Origin of the sequence: Burkholderia pseudomultivorans (assembly GCF_902499075.1) — a bacterium.
Taxonomy (GTDB): Bacteria; Pseudomonadota; Gammaproteobacteria; order Burkholderiales; family Burkholderiaceae; genus Burkholderia; species Burkholderia pseudomultivorans.
The window spans coordinates 86,313-101,859 of the sequence record NZ_CABVPP010000008.1 but is presented as its reverse complement, the minus strand read 5'-3'; the positions used below and the strand labels follow the sequence as shown (position 1 = coordinate 101,859).

The window sequence follows — 15,547 nt, the reverse complement described above, 5'->3', positions numbered from 1 at the left end:
GCGCCGGCATCCAGCGCACGAAGGGAAATTACGACGACTGAGACAGCACGTCGCGGACGCGCATGAGCGCCTTGCCGAGCAGGTTTAGCCCCCGCCAGGCCGACGGATCCCCAATGCGCGGATCGTGTTCGCCGAGCCCGATGCCCCAGATCCGGTCATACGGGCTCGCCTCGACCAGAATCGAAGTCCCGGTCGTTAGCAGCGCGTTTGCGAAGGCTTCGTTCCGTCGAAACTTCTCACGGCAGCCGACAAACATGATGGATTCGCGGACCTGCACCCAACGGACTTCGTCGAATCCGCACACCGAACGACCGAGGCGCTTCTGCTCCCGAGGTGATGCAGAGGCGAGAATCGCTGCGGCAGTCGCGTGATCGTCGAAAAGCATCGCCTTCGCGTACATCATGAACTGCTCGACACAGTTGAACGTCGCTTCGTGATACGTGAAGCTGCTTGGATGCCAATTGCTGAATACGTCAGCGGCGCCGAAAAACGCCGTGATGTTGCCGATCCGGCGCATAGGTTCCTCCGAGGGAATGGATCAAGAGATGGCCGCTCGCGCGGACGATTTCGATGCGTGGGACACGCGGTCGAAAGCACTTGAGCAAATCGGTTTGCTGAAGGACTCTCAGGATCGCGACGTAGAATAAGGACACCGGCCCCGAGGGGCCGGTGAAAGGGGTGTCATCTATGCGTTGTGGAAAGATTCGACCGCAGCGCCAATTTCGGCTTGAAGTGCGGCCGGATCGTCTAGCGCCGTCGTCAGTCGCGCGATCATCTTGTCGACGTCGGCAGGCCGCTCTGTCCAGCCGCGTCCGAATCGAAAGTGACCGTAGATGCGAAACGCCTTTCGCTGCTCTTCTTCACCGAAGCGAAGACGCTGCAGCAGATCCTGCATGCGGTGGCGCTTTTCTTCCATCGACTCGGCCGGGCCGTCAGCGGTCTCGACCTGATCAACGTGCCCGGCAGTGCTTTCGCCTTCTGCAGGGTGAAGCTGAATCACCGTGCCGCCAAGGTCGCTTTGCGTAGCAGTTTCCGACTCCTCAACCGCCAACCGCGTGTCCTCAGCGCCGTCGAGCAGTGCGCCGATGTCGATGTCCGCGTCGAGGACGGTCAGCATCTGCGGCTGCCGGACCGGTTCGCCCTGCTCGTTGATCCGCGTGATATCGAACTCGCGCTTCGAGATCCAAAATCGGGTGCCGGTCAGCTTGCCGCGGGCCAGCTGAACCGTCTTCATCGCCGCGTACGCCTTCTGCAGGACGTAGATCGAGTTGGTCGGCAATTCGATCAAGCCCAAGCCCTTGATATCGGGAATCGCGAAGACGAAGTGCGCGCCGAGATTGCACTGGCGGCCTTGATATTGCGGGCATTGCTCCGGGTTGCAGATTCCATCAGGGATCGCGTCATCCTGGCGGAAAATCACGTCTCGACCGCCGAAGTGCCGAAATGCGCGCTGTGCGCGCGGATCGCGCTCGACCTTCGCGTACGTCTTGCAGTATCGGAGGCCATCGCGCCCATACTCCGAGAAGTACTTGCGACCGCTGGTGCCCCACGCAGCCATCTCGTTGGGGATGTTCTGCATCCAGTCGTTGAATGCGAACAACACCGGGAATCGGTATAGCCTGAGACCCTGCCCCCGATCCTCGCCGTAGAGGCGAAGGATTTCGTCAGCGACATCCGGGTTGTTGAAATCCGAGCGTCGGCAGGTGAAGTAGTCGGTGTTGCGCGGCGCCAGCGCATTCCGGAGCCGGCAACGGGATTCGATCGCCTTACCGATCGTCTCGAACGAGTCGCCGGCGGCCACCATCGCATCGTACATCGCGACCGCGTCCTGATTGGCCCGGGCGGCTGCCGTCAGGACTTTGATGCCGGGCCGAATCTTCCCGATCACGGGCGGGCGCATCGCCCGCTCTTCGACGACGCTGCGCACCGGAGCGCCGACCAAACTGACAACTGCATTCATGAAGGTTTCCTCGCAAGTTTGAAGATCGCTTGGGTGCGCAACGCATCCGCCGATTGCTCGAGCGCGTTGGCAGCCGCCTCTCCGCGGCGGTGGGCGATACTGGAAAGAAAAATCCGGCGGTCCGAGTCGGTGAACATCGCGACCTGCGCCACTTCGCAACGCTCCCGCCAAGCGGGTGACGTGGTGTCGGCGGCAGACCTTTCCTCGGCGATCGTTTGACAGATCACGTCGGCAATCCGGGAATTGAGACGATTGGGAAGCACATGTACCTCCGGGGAGAAAAAGGACGAAAAAAAAGCGCGTTCCTCGGCAGAGGAACGCGCTTCGTGGATTCGGTGAAATGACCCAAGCACCACGTCCCTTCCGGGGACGTGGTGCTCAGGGAGCCACTCGGCTCATATAGAGGACGTTAGGTCGTCCTCGCGCAGCATGGTCACGCTGCGCTACAGCCCATTTTCGGAAGTGCCATTCCGACGCAGGTTCACGGCTCAGTCGACTACAGTCGTTCTACCCAGACAGAGGCCTGGAGAGAGACACCCGTTGTCCGGGCTCGAACGACGTCGCGGCGCAAATGAATGCGGCCAGCAACGAGTTTTATGACTGAAATGGGGAGCGCGGGCGAGGCGCTCATCAGAAAGGAATTCCACACTGGTTGTCAACCAGTCGGAGCATGCCCATTGGCACGGCTTGTACAAAAAATGGACTTCGGCCAGCGAAGTCAAGGTCGATGCGTCAGGGACGCGAGAAGTAGAGTCAGTATCGCGAATATCCCGATCGCGAATCCCCGAAAAGCTCACAAAAACAGCCACGCTTTTGCCGGCACGCACATCGGGTGCCTCGCTCAGAATCATCGATGAGAGAGACCACCCGAAAAAATCATGTCTGCCGTTCTCGAACCACCGCACGAAGGGCGCGGGCAATCTGACACGCCCGCGCAAAACGCTACACCCGCGGCCGATCCGGCCGTGCGCCTCGCCACATCGACCGGATTGAAGCCGATCCAGCGCCTGACGAGCGATAGCCGTATCGACAAGATCGTGCCGGACTCCGACGCCGTCACGATTCTGCACTACAGCTCCGTCTTTGCCCGCACGTTCATCCGAAGCGACTACAACTTCTGCGCAGCCAAGATCTCGGTCGCCCGCGGCGGCAAAGTCCGTGCACTCGAGATCGCGTTGAGAGATGCCGCGGACTGGATGCGCAAAGCCACGGCCTGGGTCGAACGACACAACGCACGCGCCCTGACGTTCCCGTCCGAACAGATCGAGCTCAAGGTGACGCGCCCGCTTGCCGGCCTGCTGGTCCGCTGCTTGACCCAGTACGACCGCCTATTTACGGCATCGATGGAGGCGCAGCTTGCTGAGAAGATCACGCCACAGGACCGCGCGAACATCCTGAAAAACGCCGAAGGCCGGATCTTGCACGTCAGAACCGTGTGCATCCCGGACAACGATCGGTACGACGGCGACGGCACCATTCGCGACCGATAACGTCGATTCCGAGGAAGTCCCGACCGGATCTTGACCTTGACGTCCGGCGGATAAGCTCGTCTCGAGCCTGTCGCATATGCGTAGCCTGTCGCGACATTCCGATCAAACACGGAGCACATTGTGGACATTCGAGAGATCCAGGCACTACATGCCCAATACTCGTCGCAACCGGTCGTCATCGACATCAATAGCCACGTCCGGGCGCTGCCTGCTCCTGAGCGACAGAAATCGGCGCGTGAGCGCGTCACCGCTCGACTCTCTTCTGCCAGTCGAAAACTCGGCCGGCCGGCAGCCATCGTCCTTGCTGTCGCAGCGGGCGCAGGACTCGCGGGAATCAGCGCGGCGAAGCTCTGGCACGCCCTCCATCCGCCGCAGGCCGCTGCGCACATTGAGCAGTCACCCGCACAAGCGGCAGCCACACCGCCGGCACCTGCCGCTGCATCGACGCCATCTTCGCCCCAACGGCAGCTCACCAGTGCGGACTTTGTCGAACCGCCCGATCGCCCGCCGGCGACCACGCCACGAGTCGACACACAAGCGCTCCGGACCGGCGGCTCCAGTGCATCGATGGCACCGGCAAATGCCGCGACGCCGGCGGCCGCGACTGATCTGGAAAAGGCCGCTGCATCGCCAATTCGAGCCGAGCGCGCGGCTTCGAACCAAGCCGCCGGCCAGCAACAAGCCGCCGACGCCCAGGGCGCGCTGCAGACGTGGCCCGCAATGTCGTCAGCGCCCATCGCGACGCGTCCCGCAGTGCAGCCGGCTGAACGGCCGAAACCCACATCGCATCGGATCCACCGTGCACCCGCGCATCCGCGTCAGGAAGCGAGCAACACCGAAGCCGTGCAAACGAATTCCGAGCCGGTCAAGCCCGAACACGCCCCGAAACCCGCGACGTCTGCCAAAACTGGCGATGTTCAATTGTTCTGAAAGGCTTCCCATGAAAGCACAACCGATCAACGTGACGATCCTAGCGGCCGGTCTGGTCGTCGAAGGCACCATGATTCTCGACCACGGCCTGAGCGTCTTTGCCATCGCGAACGGCGACATCGTTTCCACCGCCGGCCTGCTACACATCGGCGCCGGCGGCGTCGTTAAAGGGCAGGTGCAGGGCGAGCTCGTCCGAATTGACGGCACAGTGGAGGGTGACGTACATGCTCGCGACACACTCGAAATCAACGGCCGCGTTAACGGTAACGTCTTCTATTGCGGGACGATTCGGCTCGGTCCGAAAGCTTCGCTCAATGGCCAACTCAAGCGCGTTGCGCGAGAGATGGTCATCGAAGCACCAACGGTCGGCGCGCCACTCGCCGACAATACCAACATCACTGCACTCCAAACATCATGAATAAACCTCGCAGAAGTTTCGGTGCAATTGTCCGGCAATGCGTGCCTATGGCAATCAGCATCTCGACGATTGCGGCATCCACCACGCTTGCGTACAGCGGTCTCGCATCATTGCGGGGTTCGCCTGGCAATCTCACGACGGAATTTATCGGGACTATCGTCCATTCCTTTGCTTACTTTTTTGCGCATGGCGATGAGCGAGGCGCAAGCATCTGGCTACTTCGAGCGCCAATCGCACTCGTCACCTATCTCTTTATCTGCACGATTCCGCTCATCATCGGGTGCGTAGCAATGGATGCGTGGAGCCTTCGAGATGAAAAGACCCTAGAGAACGACGCAAACACGGCGCCGTAGAACCCCAAATCCAAGATATCCCGCAACGCAACCACACGAGGATAGCCTCTTGAAAAAACCGCTCATAACCATTGCTGCGCTGCTGGTCGCTGCGCACGCGATAGCAAGCAATGACGACCAGCCGATCGTCGCCATCACGTGGGCAAAGGATGGGCAACCCCTTGTTGTTGGCAGCCATCGCTTCGTCGATTCTACCGGTGCGCTCGTGCCGTTTGCGGCAACGATGCAGCAGCGGTTCCCCTACTCCACCTGTACCCTTGAAGGGAGTCAGCCGACGTACCAATCGAAGCAACTGGCTATCGGCCGCACGCTGATCCTGGAGCCACAGCGAACACCGCGCGGAACGATCCATCTGGATATTCAAGCCGAAGATACTGCGGTGCGCACGGTCAAAACGACGGATCACGGTACCTGTCGCTCGATGTCTCCGGTCACAGACGCGCTGTCTCTCACCAGCTTGCCGGTTGACCTTCCGGCAGAAGGCGCGATTACGGTTTCCTTCCCGGACGCGCACTACTCCTTGACACTGCGGTTCGAGAGGGATGCGCAGTAGCACCGCGGCACTCGAGCCGATGACAACCACCGTGCCCGGTTTGGTGGCACCGCCTACGGCAGAGACTCTTCCTTTAACCTACCCTACGCCTACTCCGACACAACTTCAGATGAAACCGTCGCTTTTCCTTGCCCTTTCACTGTTGGCATGCGCCGTGGGACTCGGGCTCACAGGCCTGATGATCAGCCAAGGTGATTCGCGCCTGGCGTCGATTCTCCCTGCGCGCCTTTTCTATGGCGGTGCCTGCATCGCATTCTTGGGTGCTTTGGTCTCCTTTTTCGCTTCGACAAACAAGGGCAATTGACAGTTCTTTGCTCCCGTCCGGAAACGGCCGTATCAAGCGGCCGATTTCTCGTCTACACCCGACTCAAGCACGAACCGCGAAACTGGATTCTTCTTAATCGACGAAATAGTAAGGCTGTCTCGCGCGCGCGTCATTGCGACATAAAACAGACGCCGCTCCTCGGATTCGGGGCTCTTCTCGTCAGGCACAACGCCCTCCTCCGATCGGCTTATCCAGACGTGGTCGTACTCGAGCCCCTTCGAACTGTGCATCGTCGTCAGGACGAGCACACCGTCGCCCGGCTTGTTGTTGTCACGCTTCAGGAATTCGATGCGTTCGGTAAAGGAGCCATTCAACCGGCTCACCACGTCGTAAATGCACTGGATCGCACGAATCGCGACGTCACCCTTGGCATACGTCATCATCCATTCGTAGACGCCCTCCAGCGCGAGCGAGTGGAACGATCGTTGGCACAACGCCTGCCACTCGCCCAACCGCTTCATGAAGGCCCGGTACGCAGTCGCGGTGTCCTCGCGCAGCCCGAGGCCGACCAGTTCCTGCCTCTGCATCTGGACAAAGGCAGTGTCCATGCGCTTGTGCAACGCGCTGAGATCATAGGAGCTCATGCCCATGTAGCCCAGGACGGCATCGATGCCGTTCTGCTTGTGGCCCTCGACAACTTGCAGCAGGTTGCACATCAGCGCGCCCTGCGGCTTGTTGAGCACCGATCCGCCCGACGCCCGGTAATACGGCACGCCGTGTGATCGACACACTGACTCGATCGGATCGAGGATCCGGTTGGTACGCGCAAGAATTGCGCAACTCGCGCCGGCAGACAGTTTCGGGCGAAGGGCTTCGACAGCGGCCACCGCGTCGGCATACTCGTCGTCAAAGCGCAGGGCCGCGACCGCGCCGCCGGCGCCGCGATCCGCATGGAGGATCTTCGGCATCCGATCGACGTTGTTCTGGATCACCCGGTCGGCGGCCGCCAGAATCTCCGCGCGGCATCGATAGTTGCTCCCGAGCACCACGCGTTGGGCCCCGAACGTGCTCTCGAAGCTCTCCATCCCCCGGAACCCCAATGCGGCCCGGAACCCGTAAATGCTCTGGTCGTCGTCACCTACTACCGTGACGTTTGTGCCGGCGCGCGCGTGCAGCTCGACCCACCGGAACTGCAGGGGATCGGTATCCTGGAACTCGTCGACGAGCAGATCCGTGAACCGATAGGGCTTGATGTCCCCGCTCTGCATTCGCTCGACCGAGAGACGCAGCATGTCCTGGAAGTCGATCTTGCCGTTGCGTTCGAGCGCGTCCTGGTAGGCAGCGTACAGCGTGGCCTCTGCCGAGCCCTCATCGGCTCGACCGAAGTTCGTCTTGATCCGCTCAATAATCGGTACAGCTTCCTCAACCTTCCAGTCGTACCCGAGCTCGGCAAGCACGCGGCCAAGCATCCCAAGGCGATCCCCTTCCGACGCGATATCCGGCCGGCCTCGGCCAGGCCGTTGCAGCTGCTTGTACGCGAGCGAGTGGAAAGTGCCGGCGATCAGCCGGCGTTTAGCATCCGCCGGCGCCAGCGCGAGAATGCGCTCGCGAAGTTCGACGGCCGCATCCTTGCTGAAGGTGACGGCGCCCACCACTGCCGTGGGATCCTGCAGCAAGAACGCAGCCTTCGTTGCACTCATCTTTGTCTTGCCCGCGCCTGGGCACGCGATTGCGAGGCAATGGCGGCGCAGAAGTGCCACCTCGCGCTGTTGGGGGTTCAACTCGTCGAGCATGGCAGCGAACTTCCAGATCAGTTGCCGCGAACGGTGTTCATCAGCTTCAGGTGGGTCGTGTAGCCGCGCAGGCCGACCGGGTGGAACTTGCGGAGGAAGCGCGCGGTTTCGTCGTCGACGTCGGACTGATCGCGGACTCCGTTCCAGACGAGGAAGTCGAAGTGATCCATCACCTGGTCGAATTTCAGGATCACGGACAGCAGGCGCATTGAGAACCGCGAGTAAGCCTCGACCTCGATATCGAGCGAAGGCTTCGTCACAGTGGGCTCGAATACCGTTTCGCCGCGCTCGCGCATCTCGGCCTCCGTTTTTTCCCGGAAGCCCTTTGCGACGTCGAGCTGCTCGTTGACGTAGCCTTCGAGCTGGTCGAGCTGCTTCTCGAACCACGTGCTGACGATTCCCTGCTCGTTCGCACCGTAAGTCGCACGGCCGAACCGCTGCATGTTGATCGTCATCCGGTTCAGATACGGCCACCACTGCTCGAAGAGCGGCTTCAGACGAGTGTGTTTCATCGTGACGCGGGCGGTCACGACTGCGGCGCCCGACAGCTGCTTGTTCATCAGTTCCCGACCGATCTCGCGTCGGCGTTGGACGATGCGCGCGCGCTGCTCCGGCGGCAGATCCCGGAACAGCGTGCGCGTGCGCGCCACCTCCTCCAGCTTGGTCACGGCCTCTTCGGCGCTGATCAGCCCTTCTCGCTGGAGAATGCCGGCCGATCGCTCCATCTCGTCAAGCTCTCGCTCGACGTCGCCATCGTCCGCGCCATCCGTCGTCGGGCGCCTGTCGGTCGCGGCCGAATCGCCCGTCGCTGCAAGGACAGTTTCGCCTTCCAACACGTTTGCGGCCGCGTGGACCGGTGCCACGTCCGCCGTATCGGTGCCGACGTGCGCTTCTTCGTTGATCGTGCTCATATGGATCCTTTCTGGTTGACTAACCGCACGTGCGGCTTGCGTCTATTCTTGCGGCCCTATGTCGCGATACACGTCCGAAACGTGAACGATTTCGCGCGGCTTTCGCACCGCCGCGCAGACACGGGGCAAAAAAAAGCCCCCTCCGGGGAGAAGGGGGCAAGGCTGAAAGCTCTACGGGGAGTCGAGCTTTCCGAGGACCGTAGACCATGACTCATTTTGATCCGATTGACGCAGCGAGCATCATCAAAATGTCGTCAATTTCGATAGGCTTTTCTCGGTTAGGAGACAATGCAGCGATCAACCGGTTGTGGGCCTAAAACCAGAAAGCTATACAAAAAGCCGCAGCTTTCCCGGTCATTGATACGTCGAGGCCGCCTTCCAAAGCAGCGCCCCCAAGCACGCGGCGATAGCAAGCCAGTATGGCGCGATGAGTGGAAGCGGTGCGATCAGGACGGTGAAGGTGACGCCGAACACCAGCAAAATCCCGTGGCCGGCCAAGTGGAACGACAGGGGGCTGACGTATCCGGCCGCCGCGGCCCTTACCTTGCGACGCACCGTCCCGTCGGTGAACATTGCGATGCCGAACACCAGCATACCCAGCAGCCAGTACTTCATCACCGTGATCCGATAGACCATCCGGTACACGAGACGCCAGAAATTGTGCACCCACCGGCTGGCGAAGTTCGCCACCCCACCATCCTCAATTTGGGTTTCGCCGCTAGACGCCATCGACGCCTGCACCAGACCGGTCGCGACGAAGTAGTGCTTGAACGTGCGATTCGTTGTGTCAATGGCGTCCGCGGTCCGGACCTCGCCGAGGCTGCTCGCCACAGATGCCGCCTCCGCGTCAGGGATATCGAACAGTGACGGGTCGGGTGCTGCCGGCATGAGCGCAACGGAGAGCAAGGGCACGAAGAAAAACCACATTTTGATGTGCCCGACAAACCGGCTACCTGCCATAAATTCCCCCGACAAACGTGCCGACCAGATAGATCGGCAACGCGACTAGCCCGGATAGCCCTACGTAAAAATGGACCGGCCGGCGCCCTACGAATGTCGCTAGGGCGTATGCCATCGCATGCCTGCCCTGTCGAAATTCTGCCGGCGGCGGCGCCGACGGATCGTCCTGCGCGGCCGCGGTGGACATCACGCGCCGCACGGTCTGATCGTCAAGCCGCGTCAGCGTCCGAATCAGAATATGTGTGAGCAACATCGTATTCCTCGAAGTACAGTCTGAACGTCTCGCCGGTCAGCGCGCGAGCGGCCAGCTGGAATGCCGCCGACTTCTGGCTTATGTTCTCCGGACAGCGCTCGTCCACCATCTCCGGAGCCAGCTTGAACCGCGATTCGAACGCCGTGACCGACTCGAACATCGGCGACCAGACGTGGCAACGATCGCCATCGCGCACGACAAAGCGGCGCGCATACAGCATGTGGGCAGACCCGAACAAGCCTTGCATGAACGCGACATGCGGATCGCCGGTCTTGCGCACGCGCTTGAACGCAGCAAGGCCGTCCACGAACATCTCCTTGACGAGCGGCTCCGCCTTCCCGATGAAGTGCTCACCGACAAACTCTGCGACACGCGTGCATACAAGCTCGAGCTCGGGCGCAAGGGTGAACACCGGGGTAAGGTGGGCGGAAAGTTTGTGCTCGCGAATGATTTTTTTGAATACGGCAGACATGCTTGGTTGTTTAGCCTGTAAGAATTGGAATACGTCCTTGGTACACCGCGCCGCCCGAGATCCGCATGAAGTACTGGAGATTCGGAAGGGTCTGTATCAGACGCGTCGGAATCAACGGCACTGCCTCCAGCTGCTGCGATCGCGTCACCGAACCGGTGAACTCCCCGACGTGGCCTTCGCTGGCCTTGCTCGTACTGCTCGAAACGATCAGGTTGCGAATCGCGGTATCTCCCACTTTCTTCGAGAACCACTCAGCCGTGTCGGTGTCTTCCAAGCGTAAGATGATCTGGTTGTTCAGGTTCCCCAAAACCTGAAGCATTTTTGCGGCATTCCCCAGCTTGGCTTCCAGGTCGGCGCGCGTCTGGAACGCAACGAACGCCTTGAAGCCGGCGCCACGGCCCTTGTTCAGGATCTGGATCACTTGCTCATTGATCGCCTCGGCGATCTCGTCGATGATCAGCACCACCTCGGGTGCTTTGTCGTAGAAGTTGTATATCGAGCCGCACACCGCCGACACGTCCGCCAGAATCATCGACGCGATCGCCTTCGCGACGATACTGTTGGATAGCGAATCGAGGCCGATGTGGAGCACCGCCTTTTGGCGAATGACTTTTTCGATCGTCCAGATCTCGCGTTCGTCCTCGAAGTCGTCGACCTTAGGCGCAAGCATCAGGCCGGTTTCACCCGTCGCCAGCATTTGGAGCAGCGGCAACGCCGACGCGATGATCCGCATGTAGTGCTCGCGGTCGTGCACGTGAGTGGCGATCAGCCCGTCGATCGCTTCGTGCCCGCGGTCGTTCGCCCCAAAGCGCGCCTGATAGAGCGAAATCATCGCGTCGACGCGCGTAGAACCAGGCTTGTTCGCGAACTTGACGGTATCGGCGGCGACGAGTTCTTCCCATTCGGCCATTCCGCTCTCGATGAAGAAGCGCTTGAGCGCCTTCTCCAGCAGCGGATCAATGCCGAGCTGTGCGTACTTCAGGATCGACCGAAGATTCGGCTTGTCGCCGATGTACAGTTCACCGTTCACCGATCGGCTGATGAACAGGTACGCGAAATCCCGGAACGGCCCTTCCTCCATCAGCTGCGCGATGCGGCTCGGAATTTCGGACGGCTGCGACCAGCTATCGAGCGGTTCGAGGCGAATCGACTCGGAAGGCTTGGCCTGATTGAAATAGAGGAACTTTCGACCGGTTCGCTGCGCTTCGCGCTCGGCGCGCGCCTTCCACTCTTTGTCGTTCTTCGGGTCGATGTCGATCAGCACGTCACCGCAGTGGATGACCTGCGTCGAGATGACTTCGTATGTGCGCGTCTTCCCCGAGCCGGTCGTGCCGCCCACCGCGGTATGGCCGCCCATCGCCTTGTAATGAAACGGAACGAAGCCTTTGGCCGGCTCTAGACCGTGAATCCACGAGGCGCCCTGCGGCGTCCGGTCCCGGATACTGTCCTTCGGCGCAAAGAGGTTCTCGATCATCTCCTCGAACGCACGGCCGGCCTTCGTCTTGGGCAACCACTTCGGCAGCCCAGGGATCTCGGTCGTCGGCATCCGCAAAATGTCATGAGCCATCTGGCAGTGCTTTTGCGTCCATTCGAAGCCAGTGCCGAGATACATTGCATTTACTTCGGCACGCATGCGGTTCTGAATGGCGAGCAACGTCGGCACGGCCAGCGTCGTCAGCCATTTCGTCGACAGGCCCATCCTGAACTTGAGCGCGCGCCAAGTCTGCCCCGAACGGATCGCGAACGACACGAGCGCGAACAGCGTGAAGGCCCAGCCGTACGGCATGCCCGAGAGCGGCAACGCGAGCAGCGCAATCAGCCAGCCGAATGCCGCGCGAACCTCGTAGATCGGCCGAAAGTGGTTGATGTAGCCTCTCATGCATCGCGCCCCTGGATCAGTTCACCGATGCGCGGTGCTAGCGTAACCTCGGTAGGCTCGTTCGCGAGGAGAAGGTTGCGTCGGCGCATATGCTCGATCAGCGTGTCGCTCGCTACGCCGTAGCCACCAATTGTGCGCTTCGAGACCACCAAGCCCTTTTCGGCCCACCGCACCTTGACTTTGCCGCCGGCGACGTCCTGCTGCAGTGCTACGAAGAAGTCGGAGATCATGCGCGGAGCGCCTTTCAGGATTTCGTCGAAGCGGTCCTCCGCCGGCGTAACGATGGCCCCCGGTCGCTCTTGGCGAATCTCGGCCGGATTAACCACCGCCGCCGGCGGAAGCTCAAGCGCCATCTGCCTTTGGTCAGGTGCCTTCGGCGCCGCATTCGCTGCCGCTGATAGAGCCGCCCGCGAAGACCCGTCGATTCCTGCAGTAGCGAGCGGCAACGGCGGGCTGGGAATCGAAGTCCCGACGCGGGCATCAGTCGCTGGCGCCGGAGCTGCAGTCTCGGGTTCCGCCGCCGCCGCCGGCGTCGGCGCCGCGGCAAGAGAAGTTGCTGAGGATGCTGCCGGATCGAGTTTGGGCTCCAATTCGGCGGCCACATGGATAGCCGACGGAACAGCAAACGTCACGGGCTCAAACACGGCTCGCTGCGCCTTCCGATCAAAATCCGCTGCGGTCGCGATTGCCTGCCGCACGACCTTATGCGTCAAGGTTTCCACGCCTTGGGGGCTCTGGGTCGGATTGATCGCACCGAATATCTCGGCCTGCACCTCCGCGTCCAGACCCGACAGCAACTCGGGACCGACGAGCGCATGTGCCAACATGCCCGTGCGCATTCGCTCGACAGGAAGCGGGGTCGATCGCCGCGTCATGCGATAGCGCGCGCCACCGAGCCAGGGGCCGACCGCGCCGTGGACGGAAGGGTTCCAGACCTGGCAGTCCGTCGTTCGCTCCACGTCGAAATGTCGATACGGTTCGTCAAGGCCCGAACAGATGGCGGCGAGAAACACGCCATAGTTGTACTGCGGCTCGACGCGACGCCGGCGCTCCGATGGCAAGTTCGTTCCGAATTTCAAGCCGCCCGATAGGCGCATTGCGTAGAACGCCGTTTCCACCGTCCAGCGGAACGCGCCGGCCGGCTCTCGATACAGCTCCGGACTGAGCGGAATAGACGAGTACCAGTCCGCACACCGCAGAATCACCGACATCCATTTCCGCTCGAACTCGTGCCGGGAAGATTCGTTCGCACACTGAGCGATAAGATCAATACGACGTTCGTTCCGGAGCACCAGTTCCGCGACGTCGGCCGCCTCAAAGAGCACCGTGGCCACCATTACGCCAACCCCTTGGTCGCCATCTTCGTCAGGCTCTTGAACGCCGAGCCGCTCGCGCTTGCCCCACCCCCGAACATCGACGCAAACTTCGGAATTTCAAATGCGAGGATCAGCACGAAGATTGACATGTCCAGCGTGAGCGACCCGGCATACGGCGTCGTCAGTCCCTTCGATATCGTGTCCCCGAACGACTTCGCGATGGTTGTGGTCATCAGACGCTGAAGAATTGCGGCGACGACCATATACATGCCTGCGCTGATCGTGTAATCGAGCCAGCTCTTGAACCATCCTCGCGTGAACTCCGACATGCCGAGTGCGAATGCAATCTTGCCCATCACGATCGCGACGGCCATTTGAATCGTGCCCAACGAGACATAGAAGAGAAACACGAGGGCCGCCAGCATCAGGAACAACCATGCGAATAGCAGCGGTGCAAGGTTGATCAACAGCGCGATGTAGTTCCACCAATGCTCTGCCTTCAGTGCTTCGATGACCGAGTCATAGATCGCGCCGGCCGACTTCACCATCGCCATCGGCAACGAATCCGCGTCGGTTCCTGAAATCGCGATCGCCATCTCGTTAAACCACTTGTAGAACCCGGGCGCCCATCTGTCGTACGCAATGTAGATCGCCGCAAAGATGCCCAGTATCGCGAGGTCTTCGAACAAACTCTGCCAGGCGGCGATTGGATCCTTGGTCGCACCGAACCTAAGCGACGCCAGCACGACCGTCGTGACCGATAGCCCGAACGCCATCTTGTTGGATTCCTTGTCGAGCGTCCTGGAGAGTTCGACAGCGAGATCGATCAGATCCTTCATGATCTGCCCGATCGTATCGATCGCGGCGCTGGCACCCTTCGCGACCTCACCGTTCACGTAGCTCGAGCTCCAGCCAGATGACATCGCCTCCGACAAGCCGTCGAGTAGCGCCGCACGGGCCACGATCGGAAGCGCAAGCGCGAGCAAGATTAGCCCGCCACGGAGCAACACGCGGAACGCGCTATTCCTCATTGCTGACCGACGCCGTAGGCGGCCCGTTCGGCCTGTTGTTTCGAGATAAATTTCTGGGCGTCGCCTGCCTTTTCTTTATCTTCCTCGGCCTGTTGGGCGTCCTTCTGGGCGTCCTTTTGCGCCTTCGCGGCACTGAGCTGGAGGATGTCCGCGTTCTGGCTTGTGACGATATCGAGGTAATGCGTCGTGATCTCGGCCGTTGCCTGTTGCGTTGGCGACATCGACAACTGCGATTGCAGTTCCTGACGGCGCTGCGCCATGTCGTTGGTGTGCTGCATGATGTTCGAACCCATCTGGAATAAATTCCGCGCGACCTTATCGTTCTGCTCGAACAGCGTGTTCATGTCGGCGAACCACTGCGCGTTCGACTTTCCGGACCGGCTGATCAAGCCCTGAACCTGGTTCACCCACTCACCGCCCTTCTTCAGATCGCCGTATAGGCCGTTGAGCGTTCCGACGAGATTTTTGACCTTGTTGATATCGCCCGTAATCTGGTCGTACGCGGCTTTCCATGCCGCCGGATTCAGGTTCGTCGCCTGCAGAAGTTGATTCGCCATCATCTGGTACTGATAGATGATGTTCGTGTTTTGGTAGATTTCCCCTTGAACCGCCTTGGCAGCGGTGATCACGTTTTGCGCAAAGTTCGTCGGATCAAAAACGATCATCGCGGAGGCATGCTGCGCAACGAACAGGGATGCCGCGAAGGCTGCGGCGCGGAGGGTCGGCAGAAGTTTCATCGTGAGGCCTTTCAGTCGAGGTTGCGACGTGCCGCGCGCGCGGCAAACAGCGTTTGTGTTCCGTCGGACGGGCGTTTGCGACGAGCGGCATAGCGAAGGCCGCCCCACTGGAAGATGAACCCGTGCGGGTGTATCGGTGGCGGTCTTCTTGATCTCGTCTTCCGTCAGGCCGGGCGCGCCGCGATACAGAGACTGCAGCGTCGAAATCGTAGTAGGCTTCATCGGG

The 15,547-nt window shown here is 60.8% G+C and carries 17 protein-coding genes; 6 read left to right on the top strand and 11 right to left on the bottom strand.

Annotated features, from left to right (window positions below):
• Window positions 1-28 precede the first annotated feature (28 nt).
• The 3 genes from ybiA to BST28156_RS08535 form a co-directional block, all read right to left on the bottom strand.
• Complete coding sequence (gene ybiA / locus BST28156_RS08545; protein WP_038442122.1) at window positions 29-517, bottom strand: riboflavin biosynthesis intermediates N-glycosidase; 489 nt, start codon at window positions 515-517, stop codon at window positions 29-31.
• A gap of 168 nt (window positions 518-685) precedes the next feature.
• Window positions 686-1,960: a recombination directionality factor gene (locus BST28156_RS08540; RefSeq protein WP_060095012.1), complete on the bottom strand. Its 1,275-nt coding sequence runs from the start codon at window positions 1,958-1,960 to the stop codon at window positions 686-688.
• On the bottom strand, window positions 1,957-2,223 hold the full coding sequence (locus BST28156_RS08535; protein ID WP_038442113.1) for a DUF7696 family protein: 267 nt from the start codon (window positions 2,221-2,223) through the stop codon (window positions 1,957-1,959). The genes BST28156_RS08540 and BST28156_RS08535 overlap by 4 nt, the downstream gene beginning before the upstream one ends.
• A 615-nt stretch (window positions 2,224-2,838) precedes the next feature.
• Between BST28156_RS08535 and BST28156_RS08530 the strand changes: the two genes are divergently transcribed.
• The 6 genes from BST28156_RS08530 (at window position 2,839) to BST28156_RS08505 (ending at window position 6,008) form a co-directional block, all read left to right on the top strand.
• Complete coding sequence (locus BST28156_RS08530; protein ID WP_038442111.1) at window positions 2,839-3,450, top strand: hypothetical protein; 612 nt, start codon at window positions 2,839-2,841, stop codon at window positions 3,448-3,450.
• Between the two features lie 120 nt (window positions 3,451-3,570).
• The gene (locus BST28156_RS08525) at window positions 3,571-4,380 is read left to right on the top strand and encodes a hypothetical protein (protein ID WP_144245472.1); all 810 of its coding nucleotides are present in this window, start codon (window positions 3,571-3,573) and stop codon (window positions 4,378-4,380) included.
• 10 nt (window positions 4,381-4,390) lie between these two features.
• The gene (locus BST28156_RS08520) at window positions 4,391-4,798 is read left to right on the top strand and encodes a bactofilin family protein (RefSeq protein ID WP_038442109.1); all 408 of its coding nucleotides are present in this window, start codon (window positions 4,391-4,393) and stop codon (window positions 4,796-4,798) included.
• On the top strand, window positions 4,795-5,151 hold the full coding sequence (locus BST28156_RS08515) for a hypothetical protein (RefSeq protein WP_146121646.1): 357 nt from the start codon (window positions 4,795-4,797) through the stop codon (window positions 5,149-5,151). Before BST28156_RS08520 ends, BST28156_RS08515 begins: the two co-directional genes overlap by 4 nt.
• A gap of 49 nt (window positions 5,152-5,200) precedes the next feature.
• Window positions 5,201-5,704 carry an immunoglobulin domain-containing protein gene (locus BST28156_RS08510; protein WP_038442108.1) on the top strand — a complete coding sequence of 168 codons (504 nt, stop codon included), beginning with the start codon at window positions 5,201-5,203 and terminating at the stop codon, window positions 5,702-5,704.
• 109 nt (window positions 5,705-5,813) lie between these two features.
• On the top strand, window positions 5,814-6,008 hold the full coding sequence (locus BST28156_RS08505) for a hypothetical protein (RefSeq protein WP_146121647.1): 195 nt from the start codon (window positions 5,814-5,816) through the stop codon (window positions 6,006-6,008).
• A 32-nt stretch (window positions 6,009-6,040) separates the two neighbouring features.
• Here the strand turns inward: BST28156_RS08505 and BST28156_RS08500 are convergent, their stop codons facing one another.
• From BST28156_RS08500 to BST28156_RS08465, 8 genes are all read right to left on the bottom strand, one after another.
• On the bottom strand, window positions 6,041-7,762 hold the full coding sequence (locus BST28156_RS08500) for an ATP-dependent helicase (protein ID WP_038442106.1): 1,722 nt from the start codon (window positions 7,760-7,762) through the stop codon (window positions 6,041-6,043).
• Window positions 7,763-7,779: 17 nt separating this feature from the next.
• On the bottom strand, window positions 7,780-8,673 hold the full coding sequence (locus BST28156_RS08495) for a hypothetical protein (protein ID WP_012218015.1): 894 nt from the start codon (window positions 8,671-8,673) through the stop codon (window positions 7,780-7,782).
• A gap of 354 nt (window positions 8,674-9,027) precedes the next feature.
• Entirely contained in the window at window positions 9,028-9,633 is a 606-nt protein-coding gene (locus BST28156_RS08490) for an IncC plasmid conjugative DNA transfer DtrJ family protein (RefSeq protein ID WP_012218014.1), read from the bottom strand.
• 209 nt (window positions 9,634-9,842) lie between these two features.
• On the bottom strand, window positions 9,843-10,358 hold the full coding sequence (locus BST28156_RS08485) for a hypothetical protein (RefSeq protein ID WP_012218012.1): 516 nt from the start codon (window positions 10,356-10,358) through the stop codon (window positions 9,843-9,845).
• Between the two features lie 10 nt (window positions 10,359-10,368).
• A complete protein-coding gene (traD, locus tag BST28156_RS08480; RefSeq protein WP_012218011.1) occupies window positions 10,369-12,237 on the bottom strand; it encodes a conjugative transfer system coupling protein TraD in 1,869 nt (622 codons plus the stop codon).
• On the bottom strand, window positions 12,234-13,574 hold the full coding sequence (locus BST28156_RS08475; RefSeq protein WP_012218010.1) for a TraI domain-containing protein: 1,341 nt from the start codon (window positions 13,572-13,574) through the stop codon (window positions 12,234-12,236). Before BST28156_RS08475 ends, traD begins: the two co-directional genes overlap by 4 nt.
• The gene (locus tag BST28156_RS08470) at window positions 13,574-14,584 is read right to left on the bottom strand and encodes a type IV secretion system protein (RefSeq protein ID WP_012218009.1); all 1,011 of its coding nucleotides are present in this window, start codon (window positions 14,582-14,584) and stop codon (window positions 13,574-13,576) included. Before BST28156_RS08470 ends, BST28156_RS08475 begins: the two co-directional genes overlap by 1 nt.
• Window positions 14,581-15,321 carry a type VI secretion protein gene (locus BST28156_RS08465; protein ID WP_012464924.1) on the bottom strand — a complete coding sequence of 247 codons (741 nt, stop codon included), beginning with the start codon at window positions 15,319-15,321 and terminating at the stop codon, window positions 14,581-14,583. Before BST28156_RS08465 ends, BST28156_RS08470 begins: the two co-directional genes overlap by 4 nt.
• Between the last annotated feature and the right edge of the window lie 226 nt (window positions 15,322-15,547).